Source organism: Dyadobacter beijingensis DSM 21582, from assembly GCF_000382205.1.
GTDB classification, from domain to species: Bacteria; Bacteroidota; Bacteroidia; order Cytophagales; family Spirosomataceae; genus Dyadobacter; species Dyadobacter beijingensis.
The window spans coordinates 830,983-851,424 of the sequence record NZ_KB907787.1 but is presented as its reverse complement, the minus strand read 5'-3'; the positions used below and the strand labels follow the sequence as shown (position 1 = coordinate 851,424).

Annotated in this window: 14 protein-coding genes; 1 reads left to right on the top strand and 13 read right to left on the bottom strand. The window is 51.9% G+C overall.

Annotated features, from left to right (window positions below; all coding sequences use genetic code 11):
* Nucleotides 1-107: 107 nt before the first annotated feature.
* The 11 genes from H144_RS0110820 to H144_RS0110765 all read right to left on the bottom strand — a co-directional run bounded on the left by H144_RS0110820 (nt 108) and on the right by H144_RS0110765 (nt 17,995).
* Nucleotides 108-824, bottom strand: coding sequence for a ThuA domain-containing protein (locus tag H144_RS0110820; protein ID WP_019942078.1), 717 nt, complete (start codon nt 822-824; stop codon nt 108-110).
* 55 nt (nt 825-879) lie between these two features.
* Nucleotides 880-4,425, bottom strand: coding sequence for a PVC-type heme-binding CxxCH protein (locus H144_RS0110815; RefSeq protein WP_019942077.1), 3,546 nt, complete (start codon nt 4,423-4,425; stop codon nt 880-882).
* Nucleotides 4,426-4,476: 51 nt separating this feature from the next.
* Entirely contained in the window at nt 4,477-5,178 is a 702-nt protein-coding gene (locus H144_RS0110810) for a DUF3823 domain-containing protein (protein WP_026350595.1), read from the bottom strand.
* 27 nt (nt 5,179-5,205) lie between these two features.
* Entirely contained in the window at nt 5,206-7,113 is a 1,908-nt protein-coding gene (locus H144_RS0110805) for a RagB/SusD family nutrient uptake outer membrane protein (RefSeq protein WP_026350594.1), read from the bottom strand.
* Nucleotides 7,114-7,130: 17 nt separating this feature from the next.
* A complete protein-coding gene (locus tag H144_RS0110800) occupies nt 7,131-10,589 on the bottom strand; it encodes a TonB-dependent receptor (protein ID WP_229207879.1) in 3,459 nt (1,152 codons plus the stop codon).
* Nucleotides 10,590-10,846: 257 nt separating this feature from the next.
* Nucleotides 10,847-11,992 (bottom strand): FecR family protein, encoded by a 1,146-nt coding sequence (locus tag H144_RS0110795; protein WP_019942073.1) that lies wholly within the window; start codon nt 11,990-11,992, stop codon nt 10,847-10,849.
* Between the two features lie 92 nt (nt 11,993-12,084).
* Nucleotides 12,085-12,699 carry an RNA polymerase sigma factor gene (locus H144_RS0110785; RefSeq protein WP_019942071.1) on the bottom strand — a complete coding sequence of 205 codons (615 nt, stop codon included), beginning with the start codon at nt 12,697-12,699 and terminating at the stop codon, nt 12,085-12,087.
* Between the two features lie 113 nt (nt 12,700-12,812).
* Nucleotides 12,813-13,745 (bottom strand): RpnC/YadD family protein, encoded by a 933-nt coding sequence (locus H144_RS0110780; RefSeq protein ID WP_019942070.1) that lies wholly within the window; start codon nt 13,743-13,745, stop codon nt 12,813-12,815.
* A gap of 76 nt (nt 13,746-13,821) precedes the next feature.
* Nucleotides 13,822-14,895: an aminotransferase class V-fold PLP-dependent enzyme gene (locus H144_RS0110775; RefSeq protein ID WP_026350593.1), complete on the bottom strand. Its 1,074-nt coding sequence runs from the start codon at nt 14,893-14,895 to the stop codon at nt 13,822-13,824.
* Between the two features lie 77 nt (nt 14,896-14,972).
* Entirely contained in the window at nt 14,973-16,880 is a 1,908-nt protein-coding gene (serA, locus tag H144_RS0110770) for a phosphoglycerate dehydrogenase (RefSeq protein ID WP_019942068.1), read from the bottom strand.
* A 140-nt stretch (nt 16,881-17,020) separates the two neighbouring features.
* Nucleotides 17,021-17,995, bottom strand: coding sequence for a YheT family hydrolase (locus H144_RS0110765; protein ID WP_026350592.1), 975 nt, complete (start codon nt 17,993-17,995; stop codon nt 17,021-17,023).
* A 114-nt stretch (nt 17,996-18,109) separates the two neighbouring features.
* Here H144_RS0110765 and H144_RS0110760 point away from each other — a divergent pair, with 114 nt between their 5' ends.
* Nucleotides 18,110-18,301 (top strand): cold-shock protein, encoded by a 192-nt coding sequence (locus H144_RS0110760; RefSeq protein ID WP_019942066.1) that lies wholly within the window; start codon nt 18,110-18,112, stop codon nt 18,299-18,301.
* 52 nt (nt 18,302-18,353) lie between these two features.
* Here H144_RS0110760 and H144_RS0110755 read toward each other — a convergent pair whose 3' ends face one another.
* Both H144_RS0110755 and H144_RS0110750 read right to left on the bottom strand, forming a co-directional pair.
* Nucleotides 18,354-19,265 (bottom strand): polysaccharide deacetylase family protein, encoded by a 912-nt coding sequence (locus H144_RS0110755; RefSeq protein WP_019942065.1) that lies wholly within the window; start codon nt 19,263-19,265, stop codon nt 18,354-18,356.
* Nucleotides 19,262-20,290, bottom strand: a complete 1,029-nt coding sequence (locus H144_RS0110750) for an aldo/keto reductase (protein ID WP_019942064.1) — start codon at nt 20,288-20,290, stop codon at nt 19,262-19,264. Before H144_RS0110750 ends, H144_RS0110755 begins: the two co-directional genes overlap by 4 nt.
* Between the last annotated feature and the right edge of the window lie 152 nt (nt 20,291-20,442).

Sequence of the window (20,442 nt, the reverse complement as noted above, 5' to 3'; positions counted from 1 at the left end):
TTGCTTTTGTTTTGTCGAGCCTCCGGCCCCGGCATTTGCAGTCTGGAAGCGTAGAGCCAGCGGCTCGATCATTTTTGGCCCGGGTTTCAACCCCGAGGAAAAAGGGCTTAGTTGGATGCCCATTTTACTGCATTGCGCAGCAGGGTTTGATAAGGCTCGATGGTATGTGACTTGGCATCATGCCCTAATGCGATGCCCACTATCCTCCCCTTCGGATATTTGACAATGAAAATGCTGGGGAAAACCTTATCGGAAGTCTCCGCCTTGGCGGTGGCGAGCACTTCGATCGGCGTGCCTGCCGCATCCGGTTTGAAGTAATATAGCTCGTCATCCAGCTTGAAACTCGCCGGGACGCCTTTGGTCACTGCATGCTTCGCAGTAATGGTTACCTCAAACGGTCCGTATTTATCATGACCTTTCGAGCCGCCTCCTACGAGCTTCTGGTTGTATTCCGGCCAGTCGGCCCAGTTGTACCAGAGAGCGGGATGTGCCAGTACCAGGCCTTTTCCCGCGTCCACAAACGCGAAAATGGCGTCTCGCGTCGCCTTATCGGCAATGGGCTGGTTGTTGGACAGGTACAGCACATCGATGTCTTTCAGCTTCGGTAGAATGGTGGCGGGGTCACTCGTGTATTCCACCGTGGCCAAACCGCCTTTTTGAAGCGTTTGAACATCTTCCTGCTTGTACCACCGGTCGAAATCGTGCGAGGAACCGCCGCCTACGAGCAGCACACGGATCGCCGTTTTCTTTCCGGGCCGGGATTCCGCCGTTGCATTATTGGCAATCATGGCTAACAGAAGCAATAATGAGGCAATGATTTTCATTTTTGAGTTCAAAGTTTTAGAGTTTATAGTTTATGAGTTTATAGTTTATGAGTACTCACTTCGTCACCCGCAGGATTCCGTTCATACCGCGCCAGTGGCCGGGGAAAGTGCACACATACGGATAATCACCGGGCTCGCTGGGTACGGTGAATTCCAATGTTACCGTTTCTCCCGAATTAACTAGTCTCGTCGAAACCAACACTTCCGGAATCTTGGGAACATATTGCATTTCAGCAGCTTTCGGATTAGTAAGAAGCTCATCCGCGGCCTTCCCAACTTTCTGCAATGTGCCCGGTTTGATGATCAGCAGGTTGTGTTGCATACCGTCCGGGTTTTCGAGATTGATCACCACTTTCTGGCCGGCTTTCACGGTGATCAGCTTTTTATCGTACTGCATGATCTCCTTTTCCACTTTCAGCTCGATTACCGTCGCGTTGGAAGCGGCAGGTTTGGCGGCCGGTTTTTCCGCAACTCCGGCATTGTTTCCGCCTTCGTTGGGACGGTTGAGCTCCACGGATGCTTTTTGGAAATTGCCTGCGAAACCAAATCGCCCTTCGTAGTTACCGATCCGGTCGTCGCCTTCCATATCCTCCCCGGAGCGCAGCGAATTGCTCAGCGGCGCGTTAAAGAGCATATGCGCCTTGCCCGTGGCGGCTTCTTTGCCATCGATTTCAATACGGATGTTGCCGCCCTGCGTGAGGCTCGCCACGACGTCGAACTTGTCGGGTAAGGTACCGCTGGTAGCCGCCTGGCTGAGCATACCGTGCTGTTTCACGGCCATGATCATCTTTCCGTCCTGGATGTACAGCGCATAACCGCCATCCTTACCGCCCTGGCCGGCAATGAAGCCTTGCAATGCGCGGTCGCGGCCTTTGATGACCGTTGCACGGATCGTGATTTCCTTGCCCGAAACATCCGGCGGGAATTGCAGCGTGTTTCTCCTGCCTAGCGGATACACTTCCCGGCCTAATGCCTCCGTCAGCTGGGCGGTGAATGCCGATGGCTGCGATTGCTTGCCGGCGGCGGCCAGGAAGCCCTTCTCATGCTTGATGGCGGCTGCCAGCAGCGCTCGCGACAACCACGCGTCTTTGGCATTTTGCTCGTCGAGGGAAGCCTGGTACACCGCTGCGCCCGCTTTGTCAGAAGCCGGCAGCTCGGCCAGCGCCACGAATACGCTCAGACGGGTATTCAGGTTGGCATCTTTCATGCCTTTTTCCAGTATTTCAAAACTTTGCTCCTGCTTCGGCAGCACGCTCGCCGCGGCCTTACGTACGCCTGCTGCCGGGTGCGTCAATGCTTTGCCTACGACCTGCAATGCCTCCGCATTAGAGCCGTCGAGCACACCCAGGCCGTGTAACGTCCATAATGCATGTACCGCGGGACTATTCAAACCAATTTCATCGACTTTGGGATTATTAATGATTTTGTACAAATCCGGCACGACCGACAGCTTTTTCGACTCCACGAGCAAACGCTGCGCCGTCATGCGCCAGAACATATTGTCGTTTTCCAATGCGGCCACAAGCCCCGGCAGGTCGTCTTTCGAGAGTTTCAATGCTGGTGTTTTTTTTGCATTTTTATAGACAATCCTGTAAACGCGGCCGTGGTTCAGGTCGCGCATCGGGCTGCTGAATGCATTACCCGGACCGTGCGGCTGCTCTTCAAACGGCAGGATGAATTTGGAAGGCGATTGCGCCGGCACGAACACATTGTGCTGGATAATGAAGTTATACCAATCCGCGATCCATACCGCGCCGTCGGGACCTACTTCGGCTTGCACCGGCCCGAACCATTCGTCGGAGCTGGCCATGAAGTTCCAGCCGTCTTTTTCTTTAAAACCTGCACCATCCGGTTCCAGCATCGCTTTGTGTACCAAACGGACCGTCGGTTCGGTCACGAATGCGACGCGGTTCCAGTACTCTTTCGGAAAATTGCGGGCTGTGTAAAAATGGTGACCGGCAGCGGAAGTAAACCCTCCTACTACATCGACCTGCCGCAAATTGGGCGTCATCGCATGCGCATCGTAGTGGCCGTCGATCTTCTGAATGGCTTGTACGGATGGCTGCTCTTCACCCAAAGTGCGTTGCATGAGTCGCCCCGGCATGGAAAAAAATGCGCTGTGCGTGTTATTGGCCGTCGACAGGAAAACGTTGTTATCCTCCGTAAAGCCAAGGCCCCAGGTATTGTTACTGCTGCTTCCGAGATATTCGAACTCTTTCCCGTCCGGTTTGAAATGGTAGAGCCCCTGCGAGAAGCTCATTTTCTTGCCATTGATAGTCCCGTTGAATGCCGAGAAGCCCAGTACGCCCCAGATTTTATTATCAAACCCATATTGCAGATTCGATGGCCCGGCGTGGGTGTCGTTTTTACCCCAGCCTGTCATGATCACCTCGCGTACATCGGCCACATCGTCGCCGTTGGTGTCTTTCAGGAACACGAAATCCGGCGCCATGGACACGATAATGCCGCCATTGGAAAACACCATGCTGGTAGGGATATTCAACTTATCGGCGAAGACGGTGAATTTGTCGGCCTTGCCGTCGCCATTGGTATCCTCACAAATTTTAATGCGGTCGTTGGCCGCGCCGTCGGTTTCCTTGAATGTGTTCGGATAATCCACGGATTCTACCACCCAAAGGCGGCCACGCTCGTCCCAGGACATTGCAATAGGGTTCGTAATGTCTGGCTCCGAAGCAAAAAGCTGTATTTCAAAATCCGGCGGGATCTGCGTGAGCTTGTTCGATTCAGCCGGTGAAAGCGACTCCTGCATTTTCGGCACCACGTGGCGTTTGGTATAATGCGAAATCGTGTCGGAGTTGTAAATGTCCACGTCGGGCAGGTTCAATGCGGCGATCTGCGATTGCACATCTTCGCCGACAGCCCATAACACGCCGTTTCTTACCAGGTCGAGGAAGCCTTTGTTGGTCCAGGTACTGTCCTCGTGGCCGTAAGCGGTGTAGAAAACGCGGCCTTTGCCCTCGTTGCGCACCCATGTGTAAGGCTCGTGCATATCGCCCTCCACCCGCTCGCCCAGGACGATCTTGTCCGGGTTCAGGTTTTTGTGCACGTAAGTTTCATCCCAGGTCCGAAAGGCGGTAATGCCTTTCATGACCTGGTGTTCCGGTTTTAGAATAGTGTTTTCAAATGTGCCCGTTTTGTGTGAAGCAAACTGGCCGCCGATGGTTTTGATATACCATGAGGAATTCCTGAAACAGCCCGACGCCGAATGGACCGGTATCAGGCCTTTTCCGCCCTCTACAAATGCCTTCATGGCGCTCTCCTGCGAGGGCGACAGCGAATCGTGGTTAGCGTAGATGATCAACCCGTCGTACCTGCGCAGGTTTTCCGGATTAAGGTCTTTGGGATCGGTGGTATACGACATGTTGATACCGCTTTTGAACAGCTTCACCGCCAGCCAGGGCGCATATTTGCCCGAATCGTGGTGCTTGCTGTTGTGACCCAGAAACAATACCTCGGCGCGCCGGCCTTTGGAGGCACCGGCTTTTGTCGACGGCGCTCCGGCGGTTGGCCGCTCGGGCCTGCTCTTTGCACATGCCAGCGCGATGAGCCCGACAAGCAGAAGTGCAATGGAATTCCTCATTCAAATGGTTTTTTAAAGAAAAGTTTCGGTTTTAATGCGGGACTGAACCCATTATAGATCGACTTTCTGGACCGGCGAGAATACCATGTCCTCCACATCCTTGATTTTGACGCCTACCCTGGCAAAAACATACTTCTGCACGGGCGAAAGCGTCGGCACGGTGGCTGAGAGGTTGATCGCATTCAGGTCTTTCACGTCGGCACCGGGCATGTCCGCCACAGCCACATTGGTAGCGCGCGACACGAAATCGGTTCGGTTCACATACAGAGAGACCCTTTCGATGTCCTTACCCTCGGTGCCGGCCAGGATTCTTTCGAGTTTTAATGAAACATTTACCTTATTCTCTCCCCCGCTGAACTGTGGCGTGCGGATCATGTAATACGGCGTGACCTCCACATCCAGCTTCTGATTACCGGCCAGGCTCACGTAAAGCGTGTCTTTGGACGCTGCATCCTTCGAGATGGTCTTGAACGGTCCGCGGTTTTTGGGAAAAACCAATTTGTAATTACCGTCAAACAGCACTGCAGAGTAAGTACCGCTCTGTGAAATAGGCGCGTCGATGGCGGCCAGCTTGCCGAAACCGGGTTGCCAGAGTTGGAGGCGCACCTGCCCCTCCTCCACCCCGATGGGCTCGCCCTTGTACACGACCTGCCCCGAAAGCGTCGATTTAGGTTCGGTATAGTTGTCTTTTTCACAAGCCGAAAGGAGCGCTACCAAGGCCACAAGCGGCATTATATGAAATCTGATTTTCATGATATCGTATCGTTTGAATGTGATGGCCTATTGGTTCGGGTTTCTGACGAGCTTGGGGTTGTTGCTGATAATGGCGTCGTCGATGTACGAGTAGTAATTTCCAAGCTGGAAGCGGTCGGCGCCGGTAATGCGGCTTAGCTTAACGGGCTTGAAGATCCACTTGCCATTGTTGGGCGAACCCGGATCGTAAATTTTGTAAGGCCACAATCCCCAGGGCTGCGTATTGCGCTTGGTGGCTTTGCCGAGGTCTTTCGACACTTCCGCCGCCGTAATCGCATTACCGTCCATGATCTGGTGGGCAATGCGCCATCTTTTCATGTCGTACAACAAATGCCCTTCGAATGCGAGCTCCACGCGGCGCTCGTGCACGAGACGATCGAAATTGATTTCCGACGCTTTCAATGGTGTTACCAAACCAGCACGGGCACGTACCTGGTTCATATAACCTGCCGCTTCCGCTGCCTGGCCCAGTTCAAATGCGGCCTCTGCTGCATTCAAAAGCACTTCGGCGTAACGATAGCGAACGAGCCACACTTCGCTGTTGACCCCGCGCTGACCGGAGCCTACTACCGGGTCGAGGTATTTGCGGAGGTAGAAACCGGTTTGAGCGGTGAATTCGAAACCGTCGATCGGGCCATCGAAGCCTACTACCTGCTCGGGGACGGATTTGCCGGGGAGCGTTTTCTGCGCGCCGCGGTCGTCGCCGCTGATGATCGTGCCGTTGCCGAGCTGGTAACCGGCCCAGATGTCCACTTTACGGCCTTTGAATGTCGTCCCCGGCAGCATTACCGTTCCTGCGAGACGGGCGTCGCGACCGGCAAAAATATCGGTCTGCTCGGTGTAATAGATCGGCGCGCCGTTCGCATTCGTCGCGGGGATAGGCGCGAAGGTGTTGTCGAGTTTTTCAAATGCTTCTACGAAGTTCAGCGACGGGTTAATGCGCCCGCCTTCTTCCTCTTCGGCGCCGTACCGTGGCTGGTTCCAGCCCGTGAAGTAATGCACCTTGCCGCTTTGCAGCTTGAAATCTTCTACAAAAATGACTTCCGGGTTATTGGCTTTATCATAGAAAACGCTGGCAAAATTTTCCGAGAGATCGGGCTTTTTGGTATACAATGCATAAGCGCCCGCCTTTCCTCCGATAATCTCCTTCGCTGCCGCCAGTGCTTTGGTATAGTAACCATTTGCAGCACTTGCAGGAATACCTACCTCACCCCCTGGCAAAGTCACGCTCGGCGTATTCACCCCGTATTTGGCAATGGAACCCGCGTAAAGCGCCGCTCTCACTTCCATCGCGAGGGCCGCGGCTTTGGTAGCCCGCGATTTTTCGCCCGGTGTCGCCGGCAGCTTGTCTTTGATTTCTTCGGCCTCCTTGATCACGAAATCGTAAATCTCCGATTCCTTGGCCCGCGGATGTTGCAGGTAGGTAGGGTCGCCGCTGAAATCGTACACCATCGGTTCGAGGATCAGGGGCACGCCGCCCATTCTTTTGACCAACTCAAAATAGTAGGAAGCACGCAGGAACCGAGCTTCCGCCAGGTAACGCTCGCGCACGGCCGGTGCCAGCTTGTCGGCTGCCGTACATTTCTGGATAAACAGGTTCATCTCGCGGATGTACCCGTAATCCCACGCCGCCCAGCTCCCGAAGCCCCAGCCGCTGTTCTGAAATGCGCTGTAACGCCCGGCTTCCGACCAGAATGCCTCGTTGAAGTCGCCGACGGTGAGCCAGCCCGGATAATCGTTAATCGTTTTGAATGTCGAAAGATCGACATAGCGGTTGTAAAGATCGCCCAGTACGGACAGCACCTGGCCTTCGTCGCCCCAGATCTGTTCTTCGGAAAGTTGCCCGGTCGGCGGGCGGTTCAGGAACTCGTCGTCGTTACAGCTCCAACCCAGCGTCAATACAGCAATCGAGAGTATTTGAAATATCTTTTTCATGTTGAATTCCAATCGGTTTAAATAGACAGGTTGATACCTATGTTCACGAACTTGTTCTGCGGATACTGCAACCCGTTGTCATCCTGGATCTCCGGATCGACACCGAACTTTTTCAGGTTGTCGATCGAGAACAGGTTGTACCCGTTGATGTAGAACCTTGCACGTGACATTCTCAGCTTTTCCAGCACCGATTTAGGCAGCGAGTAGCTGAGCTCGATGGTCCGGGCGCGGATGTATTTCACATTATGCAGCCAGAAGGTCGAATTCCTGTTGTTGCTATGGTCTCTGTCGTTGAAGCGCAATGCGGGATATTTGCCTGGAATCCACTGGCTGTTCACATCGAACGGATCCGTGCGGTGCCATCTGTCGAGGAAAATGCTGTTCAATGCACCTTCGTTCTGGTACGCCCAGCGCTGTTCGTAGTTCTGGTTCCATGAGTACATGCCGCCGCCCGAGAAGTCGGCCACGAAGCCGATGCCTTTCCAGCTGACGGAGAAGTTCAATCCGAAGTTGACATTGGGCTGGCCGGTGGCATTGTAGCCGATCGGTCTTTCATCAAGACCGTTGATGATGTTATCGCCATTGATGTCTTTGTAAATCAAATCACCCGGCAGCAATGTGCGGTTACCTTGCCCGTCGATATTGACAGGATATTCGGCAATCTGCTGCTGCGATTCGAACTGGCCGATCGTCTCAAGACCCCAGAAGATGCCTGTATAACGGCCCTCGCCCGATGCACGGTAGCGGTCCCACGAGTTATTGAAAATCGGCTTGTACGACGACACGAATTTGCTTCGGCTGAACGACACGTTTCCGCCGATCGAATAATTGATGTTGCCTGCCTTGCCATTGTAGGTCAATGCACCTTCCCATCCCTGCTGCGAATCGCTGTTCACGTTTTCGTCGGGCAATGAATAACCCAACTCGCTTGGGACCAGAATATCGTATTTACGGCCCAGCAAGCCGGTGCGCAGGCGATAGAAGTAATCGACGGTACCCGTGATTTTAGTGCCCAGGAGAGATAAGTCGGCGCCGATATCGGTGATTTTACTTTTGAACCACGAGATATTGTTGATGATCTGGCCTTTGTCACGGCTCGTAACGACTGCATTACCGCTCAGGATCACATTGCCTTTGTTGTAATCATAACCCGGCAGGTAGGCGTAAGGGCTCAATGGTCTGCCCGGATCGTTGTTGAAGAGAATGTTGTCATCCCCGAGAATACCATAAGATGCCCTGAATTTCAGGTCGTCCAGGATACTGCGCTCGCCGATCAGCTTTTTGAAAAATCCTTCCTCCGAAATTCTCCAACCGACGGAAGCCGACGGGAAATAACCCACGCGACGGTCCGGCGCGAACTTCCACGAAGCATCACGGCGGGCTGAAAGTTCGAGGTAATACTTGCCGGCATAGTCGTAATTCACTCTACCGATATACCCTATACGCGCAAGTTCCGTATCACTGTCATTGTACGTATCCACGGTCGGGAAGTAGATCAATGGAAGGACATTCGTCTTGGGAACGGCGTGTACCCATTGGTCCTGCACGCGCTCGTCCTGCCATTCTGAAACGAATGTCGCACCGACGGTGTGCTTGCCGAACGTGTTGTTGTAGGCAAGCTGTCCCTGGTACACATTGCGCATGACCTTGCGGGTACCACGCTCACGCCACGGATTGGTGCTGCCGCCGGTTACGGTGTAGGTATCGTCGGTCGGGTTGTATGTGTAGGCTTTGTAGGTGTACTCGTGCCCGTTCATCACGCGGTCGGCGATGTAGTAGGAGTACATTCCTCTGGCACTGAGCCCTTTCACGCCCGGAATCTGATATTCTGCCGAGAAATTGGTTTGGAGTACGCGCCAGTATTCGGTCCAGTAACCGCCCAATTTCTTGTTGTTGTAGGCCCAGTTGGTTTCGTTGTGCTTGATATCGTTCAGATATTCAGGGTTATCGTTCGCGTACGGTCGCTCGAACGGGCGGTTACGCAGGATGGCGAAACGCGGGAGCCAGTAATCATCGCCGCCGGGGATACCAGGCTGGTCGCGCTTCTCGATACGGCCGTTGATCTGCACACCGAGTTTGAGGCGGTCGGTGATTTTCGCATCGACATTGCTCTGGATATTGGTACGGTCAAACGTAAACTCGCGGCCGAGCACAGAGTTCTGGTGTAGTCTTGTTGCTGAAATGTAATAGTTGATTTTGTCCGAACCGCCCGTCATGTTGAGGTTAATGGAGTTCAGCGGCGAGTTCTTTTTAATAATGAAGTCTTTCCAGTTGAATGTCTTGTAACCCATTTCCGTGCCTGCGCGGTACTTTTCGAGTTCCGCCTGCGTAATCGACGTTTTACCGTACTGGTTCATTTCCGCTTCGGCTTTGCCGTGCATCCATTGGTAGGAATCGTTCACCACATTCGGGAACCGCGACCAGTTTTGCCAGCCCGTGTAGGCGTCGAGGCTCACGGTATTTTTAGCACCCATTTTACCCCGCTTGGTCGTCACTACTACCACACCATTCGCGGCACGAACGCCGTAAATAGCTGCGGAAGCGTCTTTTAACACCGAAATGCTTTCAATATCGTTGGGAGAAATGTTGTTGAACTGGCCCGCATCCTGCTGGATACCGTCGATGACGAACAGCGGGTTACCCATGTTGCGGATCTGGATGTTCGCGCTCGCACCCGGACGGCCATCCGGCATCCGGAAAGTTACACCGGGGATTTTACCGGCCAGGCCGGAACTGACCGTCGCGCCGCCGTGTACGCGTTCTATGTCTTTGCTGGTTATGGTCGAAATGGAACCGGTCAGCGACTCTTTTCTTTGCGTACCGTAACCTACTACAACCACCTCTTCCAGGGCCTTATCATCTACTTTCATCGTAATATCCAATGCGCTCTGGCCTGCCGGAACGGCTATTTCCTGCGAAAGGAAGCCCACAAACGAGAATATCAATACCTGGTCGCCATCAGGAAGGGTAATGTTGAAGCGCCCCTTTTCGTCCGTCGACGTACCGGTTTGTGTTCCTTTTAACACCACACTCACCCCCGGTAACCCTGCGCCGGCTTCGTCTTTTACGACACCGGAAAGCGATTTATCCACCACTTCCGGGCTGATTTCCACCACGGGAATTTCCTCCGAAACGGTTTCTCCGGCCTGCGCTGCGTGGTCGGGTTTGATCACGATCAGGTCGTCTTTGATCTTATAATGCAAATCCAGCGGTTTCAGCAAGGCGTCGAGCACGGCCGATAGTGAGCCATTTTTTACCTTTATCGAAGCGCGGCGGTCGGATTGGATCAATTTCGAGCTGAAAATAAACTTTGCATTAGTTTGCTTTTCCAGCTGCGCGAAGATCGTTTTGATCTCCTCGTTCCGGATATCAACGGTAACCTTCTGGCTCAATGCGGATTGAGCCCTCCCGTCGTGCGCCCACGTGATGCCCGCGAACAGGCCTGCCAGGATACATTGCATTAATGTGATTCGCATGAGCTTGATGAGAAAGTCTTCAGGTCGTCGAACTTTTTTCATATTTTTGAATGAATTTGTTGTTTAAGGAGATTATTCAACGAAATCTTCCCCGGCTCATCCATCGTCCAAATGGATGTGCAGTAATGTCCGTTACTGTTGGGGAACCCGGATCAGTCATGCTGGAACATGGCTGGTCTTTTTTATTTTTTAGGCAATAGGGTAACGTTACGTCATAGGCGGCGTTCAGGGTAAAATGTGATATGTGGTGTCAAAAACTACTTACATCCTTTTCCCAGGATCGTTATCTGGTTATCGGCTACTTCGTACTGCGCGTCCAGCGCATTGCAGATCACTTCGAGCTTTTCCTTTAACGGCTGCCCGACCAACGTTGCATTCAGCGGGCAACTGCCCAACTTTTCCCGGTCGTACGCGATCCGGACATTGTAGGCGCTTTCCAGTATCCGGAAAACCTCCGAAACCGGCGTTTCATCAAATACGAACTGCTGTTTGGAAACATCTTTCTCCGAGGCCACGGCGATCGGCGCCGTTATCTGCACGATTTTTCCGCTTTCTTTCGAAAATGCGATCCGCTGGTCATGGTTCAGCGTGACGCCTTCCAGCTCCGGCTTATCGAGCACGGCGTCCTTCCGGCTGTTATCGAGGTTACTGATCGAAAAAACCGAGACCGTGCCCGTCCGCACTTCTACTTTAATATCCTGGCTCTCCGACGAGGCGTCGATCATGAAACTGGTACCGAGCACCTTCGTGGCCAGGCCGTAGCTGTACACGAGGAACGGCTTCTGCTTGTTTTTGACTATTTCAAAAAAGGCTTTGCCGGTCAGTGTAACCTCCCGGCGTTTCCGGTTGGTCCCTTCCGAGTAGCTCAGCCTGCCGCCGGGTTGCAGTACTACCGAACTTCCGTCCTGCAGCAATACCGTCATGGGTTTGTCGGTATCATTGTATTTCTGGATTGTGTTGGGTGTAACGGCCTCGTCACGCGCCGCTACTGCCTGCAAGGGGCTTTCGGCTTTCTTGTAATAGAACCAGTAGCTCACCGAACCGATGCTCAGGATCAATGCAGCCGAGGCCGCAACGCGCATCCAGCGCCACCCGTGTCCGCGGGTAACTTGGAACACCGGCGCATTCACCTCTTCCTGCGCCTTGGGTGCCTCGTCGTGCATATGGCTTTCGACGACGCTCCACATCCGGTCGCTTTGCTTCTGGGTCGGCTGATGCCTTCCGGTATCTTTCGCCAGCAGAATGACATACTCCCTGGCCGATTCAACGGTTTTGCGTTTGCCCGGATGCTTGTCCAGGAACGCCCGCCACTTGCGGTCGCTGAGTTCGTCAGGATGCATTACCCAGGCGATAAACTCTTCATTTCTGATCAGTTCGGTCAGAGAATAAGGATCATGCTTCATGTTTCGCGGGATGCAGTTATCGTCGTTCAGTTATACAGAGCGACGAAACGCGGATTTGACCTCTTCAAAATGAAATTTTTTGAAGAAAAATTTTAAAAAAACAGTAACAACCAGAAAATCAGGGAAGAAATGAGCAGTATTTCCCGGCTCTGACGCAGGGAGGTAAGTGCTTTGTAAATAAAGTTGCGCACCGATTTTTCATTGACGCTCATGATCCCGGCGATTTCCTCGATGCTGAAATCGTCGAAATACCGGAGTGTAAGCGCTTCGACCTGCCGCTCGGGCAACTGGGCAAGTAATTCCTGAATGCGCTGGGCACGCATGGACGAGGATTCGATTTCGATCAGGATTGCTTCGGAATGGGTGTGATTTGCCGGCGTATCTTCATCGTCGAGCTCGCTGATCTCTTCCATGGATGGAAACTTGTCGAGCGCCAGGTGAATGCGCCGCCGCAGTGCGCGGTAGAGGTAAAACTTGACGGAAGTGACATGCTCGGTGAGGTTGGCTCGCAGCCGCCATATATCGATAAACACATCCTGCACGGCGTCTTCTACCAGCGATGAATTGGTCGAAAGCTTGCTGCCGTAGTTGTAAAGTGTGCGGTGGTACCTTTCGAAGATCGCTGTAAAGGCCTGCTCATCGCCCGTGCGAATCCTTTGCCACAGATCATGATCTTTGGTTTCCCCCGTTGAGGTAGCAATTTGCATCACCGCTTCTGAATGTTTTCGTAAGAAAGCATAAAGCTAAAAATTTATCCTTAAAATACCATTGCGCCGGCAACTATCGTAAGAAGGATTTGGGAGGTGATGTATTTTGGCTGTTAAGCCTTTTGCTTGATTTCTTGCACAAATTCGATGGGAACATCAGCCAGCTGTGCAATCCTCTCATCGGTAAACTGCGTTTCACGAAGAAGATTCTGAACAAAAGTTGTGTTGCGTTCGAGATGGCCCTGTTCGACTCCTCGTTCCAAACCTTTTTCTATGCCATACTCTTTGGCTTCTTCTTTTACAATATGCAAAATAGCTTCTTCGAATGTCATAGATATATACGATTGATTGGCAACACTGTCGATTTCCAGATCTAACTGTTCATCCATTTCCTCATTTCCCAACCTTATATAAAATTTCAAAAATTCCATCAGCTTTCCAATCTTCCACTTCGGAATCTCATGACTTAACAGCCTTTTAGCCAGATCAATTTTCAAACGGTAGAGTTCGTCCACCGTAACCTTCTTTTCCATGAGGGCAATTTTGGCCGTCAGCACAACCTGCGCAAAAGGATTATCGCTCGCCTCCAAATCCTCCCCGGATTGATCCAGTACCTTAAAAATGTTAAACCGAAAACACAAGCTGGTACCCAGACACGCCTGCTCGAACTGCGCTGGCTGAAAATGACTGTAATTGTCCGTCAGTATGGCGAAGGCAGTGATAGGTTTGCGATACCTATCCCAAATACGGTAGTAATAGGTGAACATCCGGTCGGGGAAAGTTTCATCGCGGTAGCCTTGGACTTCGATGTGGACCAGCAGCCAGGCCTCGGCGCCGGTGCGGCAATGTACTTTTACCAACTTATCCACATCACGTATGGCGAAGGAGTCGCCCTCCGGTGGAAAAAGCTGCTCCAATTCTTTATCCAGGTATTCAAAGCCTTTGTCCAGATCGAAAAGTGTTTCCGCATTGGCAAAAAAGAATTTCAGGAAGTCGTCAAAAACTTCTTCCAGTATCGATTTCCATAGTATGTCGTTACGCTTCATGGCAAAAAAGAAAAGGGTGACTGAACATTTAGACGTTCAGTCACCCTTTTGGTCACGTTTTCGCAGCGCTTATTTTTTAGAGCTTACCGAGTTCGTGGAGCATCGTTTCCGTTTGTTGCAGCGAAGTGGCGGGAAAATTAGCGATGCGGAGCTGCGTAGCCTTGCCGGCACCATAACCGCTGCCGATGACGATGCCTTTTGCCTTCATATTTTTGATAATATCCGCCGAGGGAACCTCTACGTCCGCAACGATCACCGTCTGCGACTGGAACGCCTTTTCCTTCACGAATGCCGAGAAACCTGCTGTTTTTTCAATAAAATCATAAATCAAACCGGCCTTATGCTCGGTTTCTTTACGAACATTCTGCACGCCGATGCGGTTGAAATCCTCCGCGATCTTGCCGAGCAGGTAAATGCCCATTACATTCGGTGTCGCCGGCGTTTCGTTGCTCTGTGCATTTTTCCACAGTGTCGGCAGGTCGTTGTGCGCACCAATGGAATAGGTATTCCGAATGCTTTTCGATTTTTCCAGCGCACGCTCATTCACGATCCAGACGCCGAGGCCGGCAGGCAGTCCGAATGCCTTTTGCACGGAGAAAAACGCCGTGTCGATGATGCTGTAATCCAGCGCCGGGTAAGGCGCCGAGGAAACCATATCTACCGCGATAAACTTCGACGGGTTCTTTTGCTTTAACTTATGAATCTCTGCCACCGGCATCTGCACACCCGAACTGGTCTCGTTATGCGTGGTAGCGATGAGCTCCGCGTACTCCGGGACCGCTATTTCGTCCGCCGTGAAGCCTTCGCCCATTGGTTTTTCAAACAGGTGGGCGTACTTATTCAATGCATTCGAATAATCGTAAAACTTCTTCGAAAACGAGCCGTTCACCAAATGGAAGCTTTCCAGCTCCACCGTGCTGAACAGAATGCGCTCCCAGGCTTCCGAAGCCGACCCGAGAAAGAGGATCGCGTGCGTGTCGGGCACATTCAGCAGCGTTCGAAGCTGGTCTACGGTGAATTTATGCAAGTCCCGGTACTGCTGGCTCCGGTGCGAAATCGAGCCGAGCTGATTTTCGACAAATGTCTTCAAATGCTGCTCGAATGTCGGATACAAATGAGCAGGTCCGGGAGTGAAAAAAGTGAGTGACATGGGTAAATGGTATGGGTGAATAGGCTGCGGCAAAACAAAATAAGGCCGCCGGTATCCCGACGGCCACTGAATCACTTTTAGTATAGCATCCGGAAACGGATCGTTCCTTCCACCTCTTTCACTTCCTGGATAAATTCTTCCGTATAATCCTTGGCAATATCCACGATCACGTAACCGATATGCTCGTTCGTTTTCAGGTACTGGCCAGTGATATTGATATTGTTTTTCGCAAAAATCTGGTTCAGCTTCGCCAGCACACCCGGCACGTTCGCGTGGATGTGCAGCAGGCGGTGCGAATCCTTTAATTTCGGTAATTGAACCTCAGGGAAGTTCACGCTGCCGTATGAGCTACCGTTGTTCATGAATTCCAGCAATTTGGAAGGCACGAAATGGCCGATATTCTCCTGCGCTTCTTCGGTGCTGCCACCGATATGCGGGGTCAGGATCACGTTCGGCAGGCCGAGCAGCTCGCTTTCGAACATTTCATCGTTGGTTTTTGGCTCTTTCGGGAACACGTCCACACCCGCGCCGGCTACTTTTCCGCTCTTCACGGCATCGGCCAATGCTTTGATATCGACCACGTGCCCGCGTGAGAGGTTCAGGAAGATCACACCGTCTTTCATCAGGTCAAACTCGCGCTTGCCGATCATGTTGGTATTTTCCTTGCGGCCGTCCACGTGCAAGCTCAGCACGTCGGAGATCGAAAGCAATTCTTCCAGCGTATTCACCTTCTTCGCATTTCCGATCGACAGTTTTTCGACCGTATCGTAGAAATACACTTCCATACCTAATGCCTCGGCTACAACCGACAATTGGGTGCCGATGCTTCCGTAACCCACCATACCCAGCTTTTTGCCACGTACTTCGAAGCTGCCGTTCGCCGATTTGTCCCAAATGCCTTTATGCAGCTGGTTGCTTTTGCCCACAATATTACGAATCAGCAGAATCATCTCGCCCACAGCCAGTTCCACTACCGAACGGGTGTTACTGTAAGGCGCATTGAATACCGCAATGCCTTTTTTCGCAGCCTCGTCGAGGTCGATCTGGTTAGTACCGATACAGAATGCGCCGATCGCCATCAGGCGGTTCGCATGTTCGAGCACACGCTTGGTAATGGTCGTTTTGGAACGGATACCGATAATGGACACGTCCTTGATACGTTCGCAAAGCTCGTCCTCGTCGAGAGCGCCTTTCACGAACTCTACATTAAAACCTTCGTCCTCGAATGCCTTGCGGGCAACCGGGTGAACGTTTTCCAGCAGCAACACCTTGATCCGGCTCTTAGGATAAGACTGGCTTCTGCTGAATTTATTATCATAAAGAAAATCATCGAACGAAGTAGCAATGTGGTCCGCTACCGCCGTCACTTTCGGACGCTCGACATTTTCCGTAAATGCATAGAAACGATTGGCCAGGCCGGACGCCTTCAATTCATAGTCCGTATAGCCATCACCGATCGCATAAACGTCGCCCGACAGGTTCAGCGCAGAGAGGATCTTGATCTTCCCGCCGTCCATCGACAATACGTTTTCCTCATCAATCCCTACAATGCTTCCTTCCTCGTCGAACAAGAACTCATTGGCATACACATGATCGGCCAGGATGCCCAGTTCGGTGGCGACAGGTACGATAAACTCCTTAAATCCACTGGAAACGATAAAAATCTGCTCCGCATTTTCCGTCAAAAACTGCGTATTGCGCTTAAACGAATCCGACACCTTCGTACGCAGGAACGAAACCAGTTCCTCGATGTGCGAACGGTTGGCTTTCAGTAAGGCGATTCGCTGGCGCAGACCATCCGCAAACGACATTTCGCCATTCATACCCTTGTTGGTCAGGTCAGAAATCTTCTGAACAATCTGATCACGCTCCGGATGGCCTTTGAGGGCGATCGCGGCCAATTCGTCAAGCCCTTCCACTTTCGTGAACGTGCTGTCGAAATCAATGATAATGTACGGTGGTGGATTGAGAGTTAATGTGGACATGAAGCAGGAAATAACTGAAAAATGATCGAGTTAACGTAATTTTTATCTGTAAGGGCCCGACCTGTCTGAAACAGGCCACAAAATTACCAAATCTGTCGGTATATGACACTAACAAAATAATGTTTGGAACAGTTTTATTCTCAGCGCAGCGTCGTCAGAAATTCGAGCGCACGCCTTTCCGACCAGTAAAACTCGTCTGTCATGCGCGCAGGCCGGAAACCGCAATGCCCGCCGTCGTTCGTCGCCAGTAACGAAACCTCGGGATGTGCCCGCAGGATACCGATCGGAAGGCTGTCGAAAGGTACGATCGGATCGTTTTTGGCGTTCACGATCATCGTCGGGATCGCAATCGGCTCGATGAAATGCATAGAGCTGCATTGCGCATAATAATGGTCCGCCCCGTCGAAGCCGTGGAGGGGCGCCGTATAAATGTGGTCGAAATCATACAGCGTCTTCACCAGCCGGTGGTCTTTCAGGCTGATATGGGGAAATGCATCCGCTTTTTCTACCACTTTCGGTTTCAAAGATTTCAGAAAACGGTGCATATAAACCTGATTTCGTGGTTCGATGATCGCCAGGCTGCACGCTTTCAGGTCCATCGGCACGCTGAAAACGATGGCACTTTGAATGCGCCGGTCGATGGTCACGCCCGATTCGCCGAGGTATTTCAGCGTCAGGTTACCGCCCAGACTGAAACCTACCAGCCGCACATCCGCGTAGCCTTTTCCGAATGCATAGCGGATCACCGCGTCGAGGTCTTCGGTAGCACCGCTGTGGTAAAACCGGGCGGTTTTGTTCATCTCGCCGCCGCAGCTACGGAAGTTCCACGCGAGGCAATCGAAGCCGTGCTTGTTCAAAAGTTTAACCATCCCCGTTATGTACTGCCGCGTGGAGTTTCCTTCGAGCCCGTGCGAGAGAATCACCAGCGGTTTCGGCCCCTCTCCCGCCGCGTAAGACCAGTCCAGGTTCAGGAAGTCATCATCGGGAGTTACAATTTTTTCACGAAAATATTTTATACCACCCACCTGCCGGAACAGTGCCGGATAGATGCTTTGAAAATGCCCATTTGGAAGCCAGAATGGAGATATTTTTGTTTCAAATCGGGTTAAAGGCATGGTATAAAACGTGTTCTCGTATTTTGGAATTAATCTAAGCGAACCAACTTTTAATATTGCAAATTTGCTTTTTATATCTAAATTTGGTTTTTACAAAATATAAGATCAATACTAATGGCAGAAGGTACAGTTAAGTTTTTCAATGAGTCTAAGGGATACGGATTCATTTCTCCATCGAATGGAGAGAAAGACATTTTCGTTCACGTTTCAGGTCTTCAGGACGACATTCGCGAGAACGACAAAGTGTCCTACGAAGTGGAAAATGGAAGAAAAGGCCTGAATGCAGTTAACGTTCGCGTTCTCTAATTTCAGTCATAATAAGGACATTTCGAAAGCACGCCCTACGGGACGTGCTTTTTTATTTTAATGCACGCTGCGTTTCCTGATCAACCGGTTCGGCACGCATCAACGAACGGCGCTTTTCGACATCCTTGATCCAGCGGTAAATCCACGAAAAACCCGCATTGCCATGATAGTAAATCGGCAGCCCGTATGCCGGATCGGCCAGCGCCTCGGCCAGGCTGGTAAACTGGTATTTTTGTTCCTTTAATTTATTCACTAAAACCGGCAGATAATCGGCATTGAGGCGGTTATCGTGGCAGAGGTAAATGTGTTTTACTTTTCGATTCAATGCAGTCCATGCAACCTGATCGAAATATGCAAACAGGGCCAGGCTTTGCTTTACATACCGCTCGCCAATTTTACGCGCTTCTTCCGGTTTCCCTTCTTTCAATGCCTTTTCGTAGAGTTGCGTGTAAAGCCAGTCTTCGCTTTCGACGGTATACGGTGTTGAAACATAATGATGCTCCGCCAGGAATTGCGCCATCCGGGCCTGCTCCAAGCTGTCCTTTCCAGTTCCATTAAACGGAAACCGAAAATATTCCAGCTTTTTGCCCGCATCCGCCGCCATTTTGCGCGACAGTTCTTCCCCTTGTAAAACCTCCCCCTTGAATGCCTCGAAACCGATTTCGCCGTAATTCGGATGCGAATAGCTATGGTTTCCTGCCGTTATGTAAGGCCTTGAAATCCAGGTTTGCAGCAGTTTTTTGTTGGGTTCAAAAGCCGTATTCTGCTTCAAATTAGCCTCATTAATAAAAACGGCAACCGGTAAGTTGAGTGAATCCAATTTTTTTAAAAGCAAAGACGAATTACCGTCCGCCGCATATAAATGAACGTTCGGAACGTCGTCGATCGTAATGGCGACGCTCCCCTGTGCACGGGCGTATATTGCGAATACGCATGCGAGCGCCGCAAGACAGTATTTCCTCATGGCTTGCCCGGAATGCGTTCGCGTGCCTGCCGTTCGATCATCCATTGTGGATATTCGGGTTTCAATGCGCTGATTTTGTTCAGTTGATCGAGCTCGTCGGCCGTCAGCATCACGCTGGTGGCGGCAATATTGTCCGACAGCTGTTCCGGCTTTTTCGCGCCGATGATCACGCTCGTAACGCTTTGCCGGTGCAGCAGCCACGCCAGCGCGACCTGCGCCACGGATACGCCATGGGCCCGCGCGATCGGCTGGATCACGTCGATAATGTCGTAGGCTTTCTCCTTATCCACCGGCGGAAAATCGAAGTTGTCGCGGCGATTATCGCCGGTCGACTCGCTGTTGCGGGTGTATTTGCCCGACAGAAAACCTCCCGCGAGCGGGCTCCACGGCATTAATGCCAGGTTCTGGTCTTGCATCATCGGGATCAGCTCCCTTTCCAGGTCGCGGCCGGCGATCGTGTAGTAATGCTGGCAGGCGACAAACTTCGTCCAGCCATTTTTCTCCGCGATGCCATTGGCCTTCATAATCTGCCAGGCGGCATGGTTGCTCACGCCCAGGTAACGCACCTTGCCCGACCGCACAATGTCTTCCAGGCCGCGCATCGTCTCTTCGGGCGAGGTCTCCGCGTCCACGCCGTGAATGTAGAAAAGGTCGATATGGTCGGAGCCGAGGCGGGTAAGGCTCTCATTCACGGAATCCATGATATGCAGCCGCGACAGCCCTACCTGATTGGCACCCGGTGCCATCCGGCCCCGCGCTTTGGTCGCGATAAACACGTCGCTGCGCTTCACGCCCAGCGTCCTGAACGACTGCCCGAGTATTTCTTCGGATTTACCATAAGAATACACATTGGCTGTATCGAAAAAGTTGATCCCTGCATCCAGGGCCGTTTTCACCAATGCATTCGCGTCATCCTGCTGCACTTTTCCAATTACTTCAAAATAACCATCGCCACCGAAAGTCATCGTCCCGAAACAAAGTTCCGACACGAGCACGCCGGTGTTGCCCAAAAATTTGTACTTCATGCGTCAAGGGGTTAGTGTTACGATATTATCAAGTGTGGTCAGGTATTGTCATTTATTGTCAAGGGTAGTCAGGAATGTCATTCATTGTCAAGTATTGTAAATAATGGAATTCTCTCGCTGACAGCAACTGACTACTCCTGACAATACCTGGC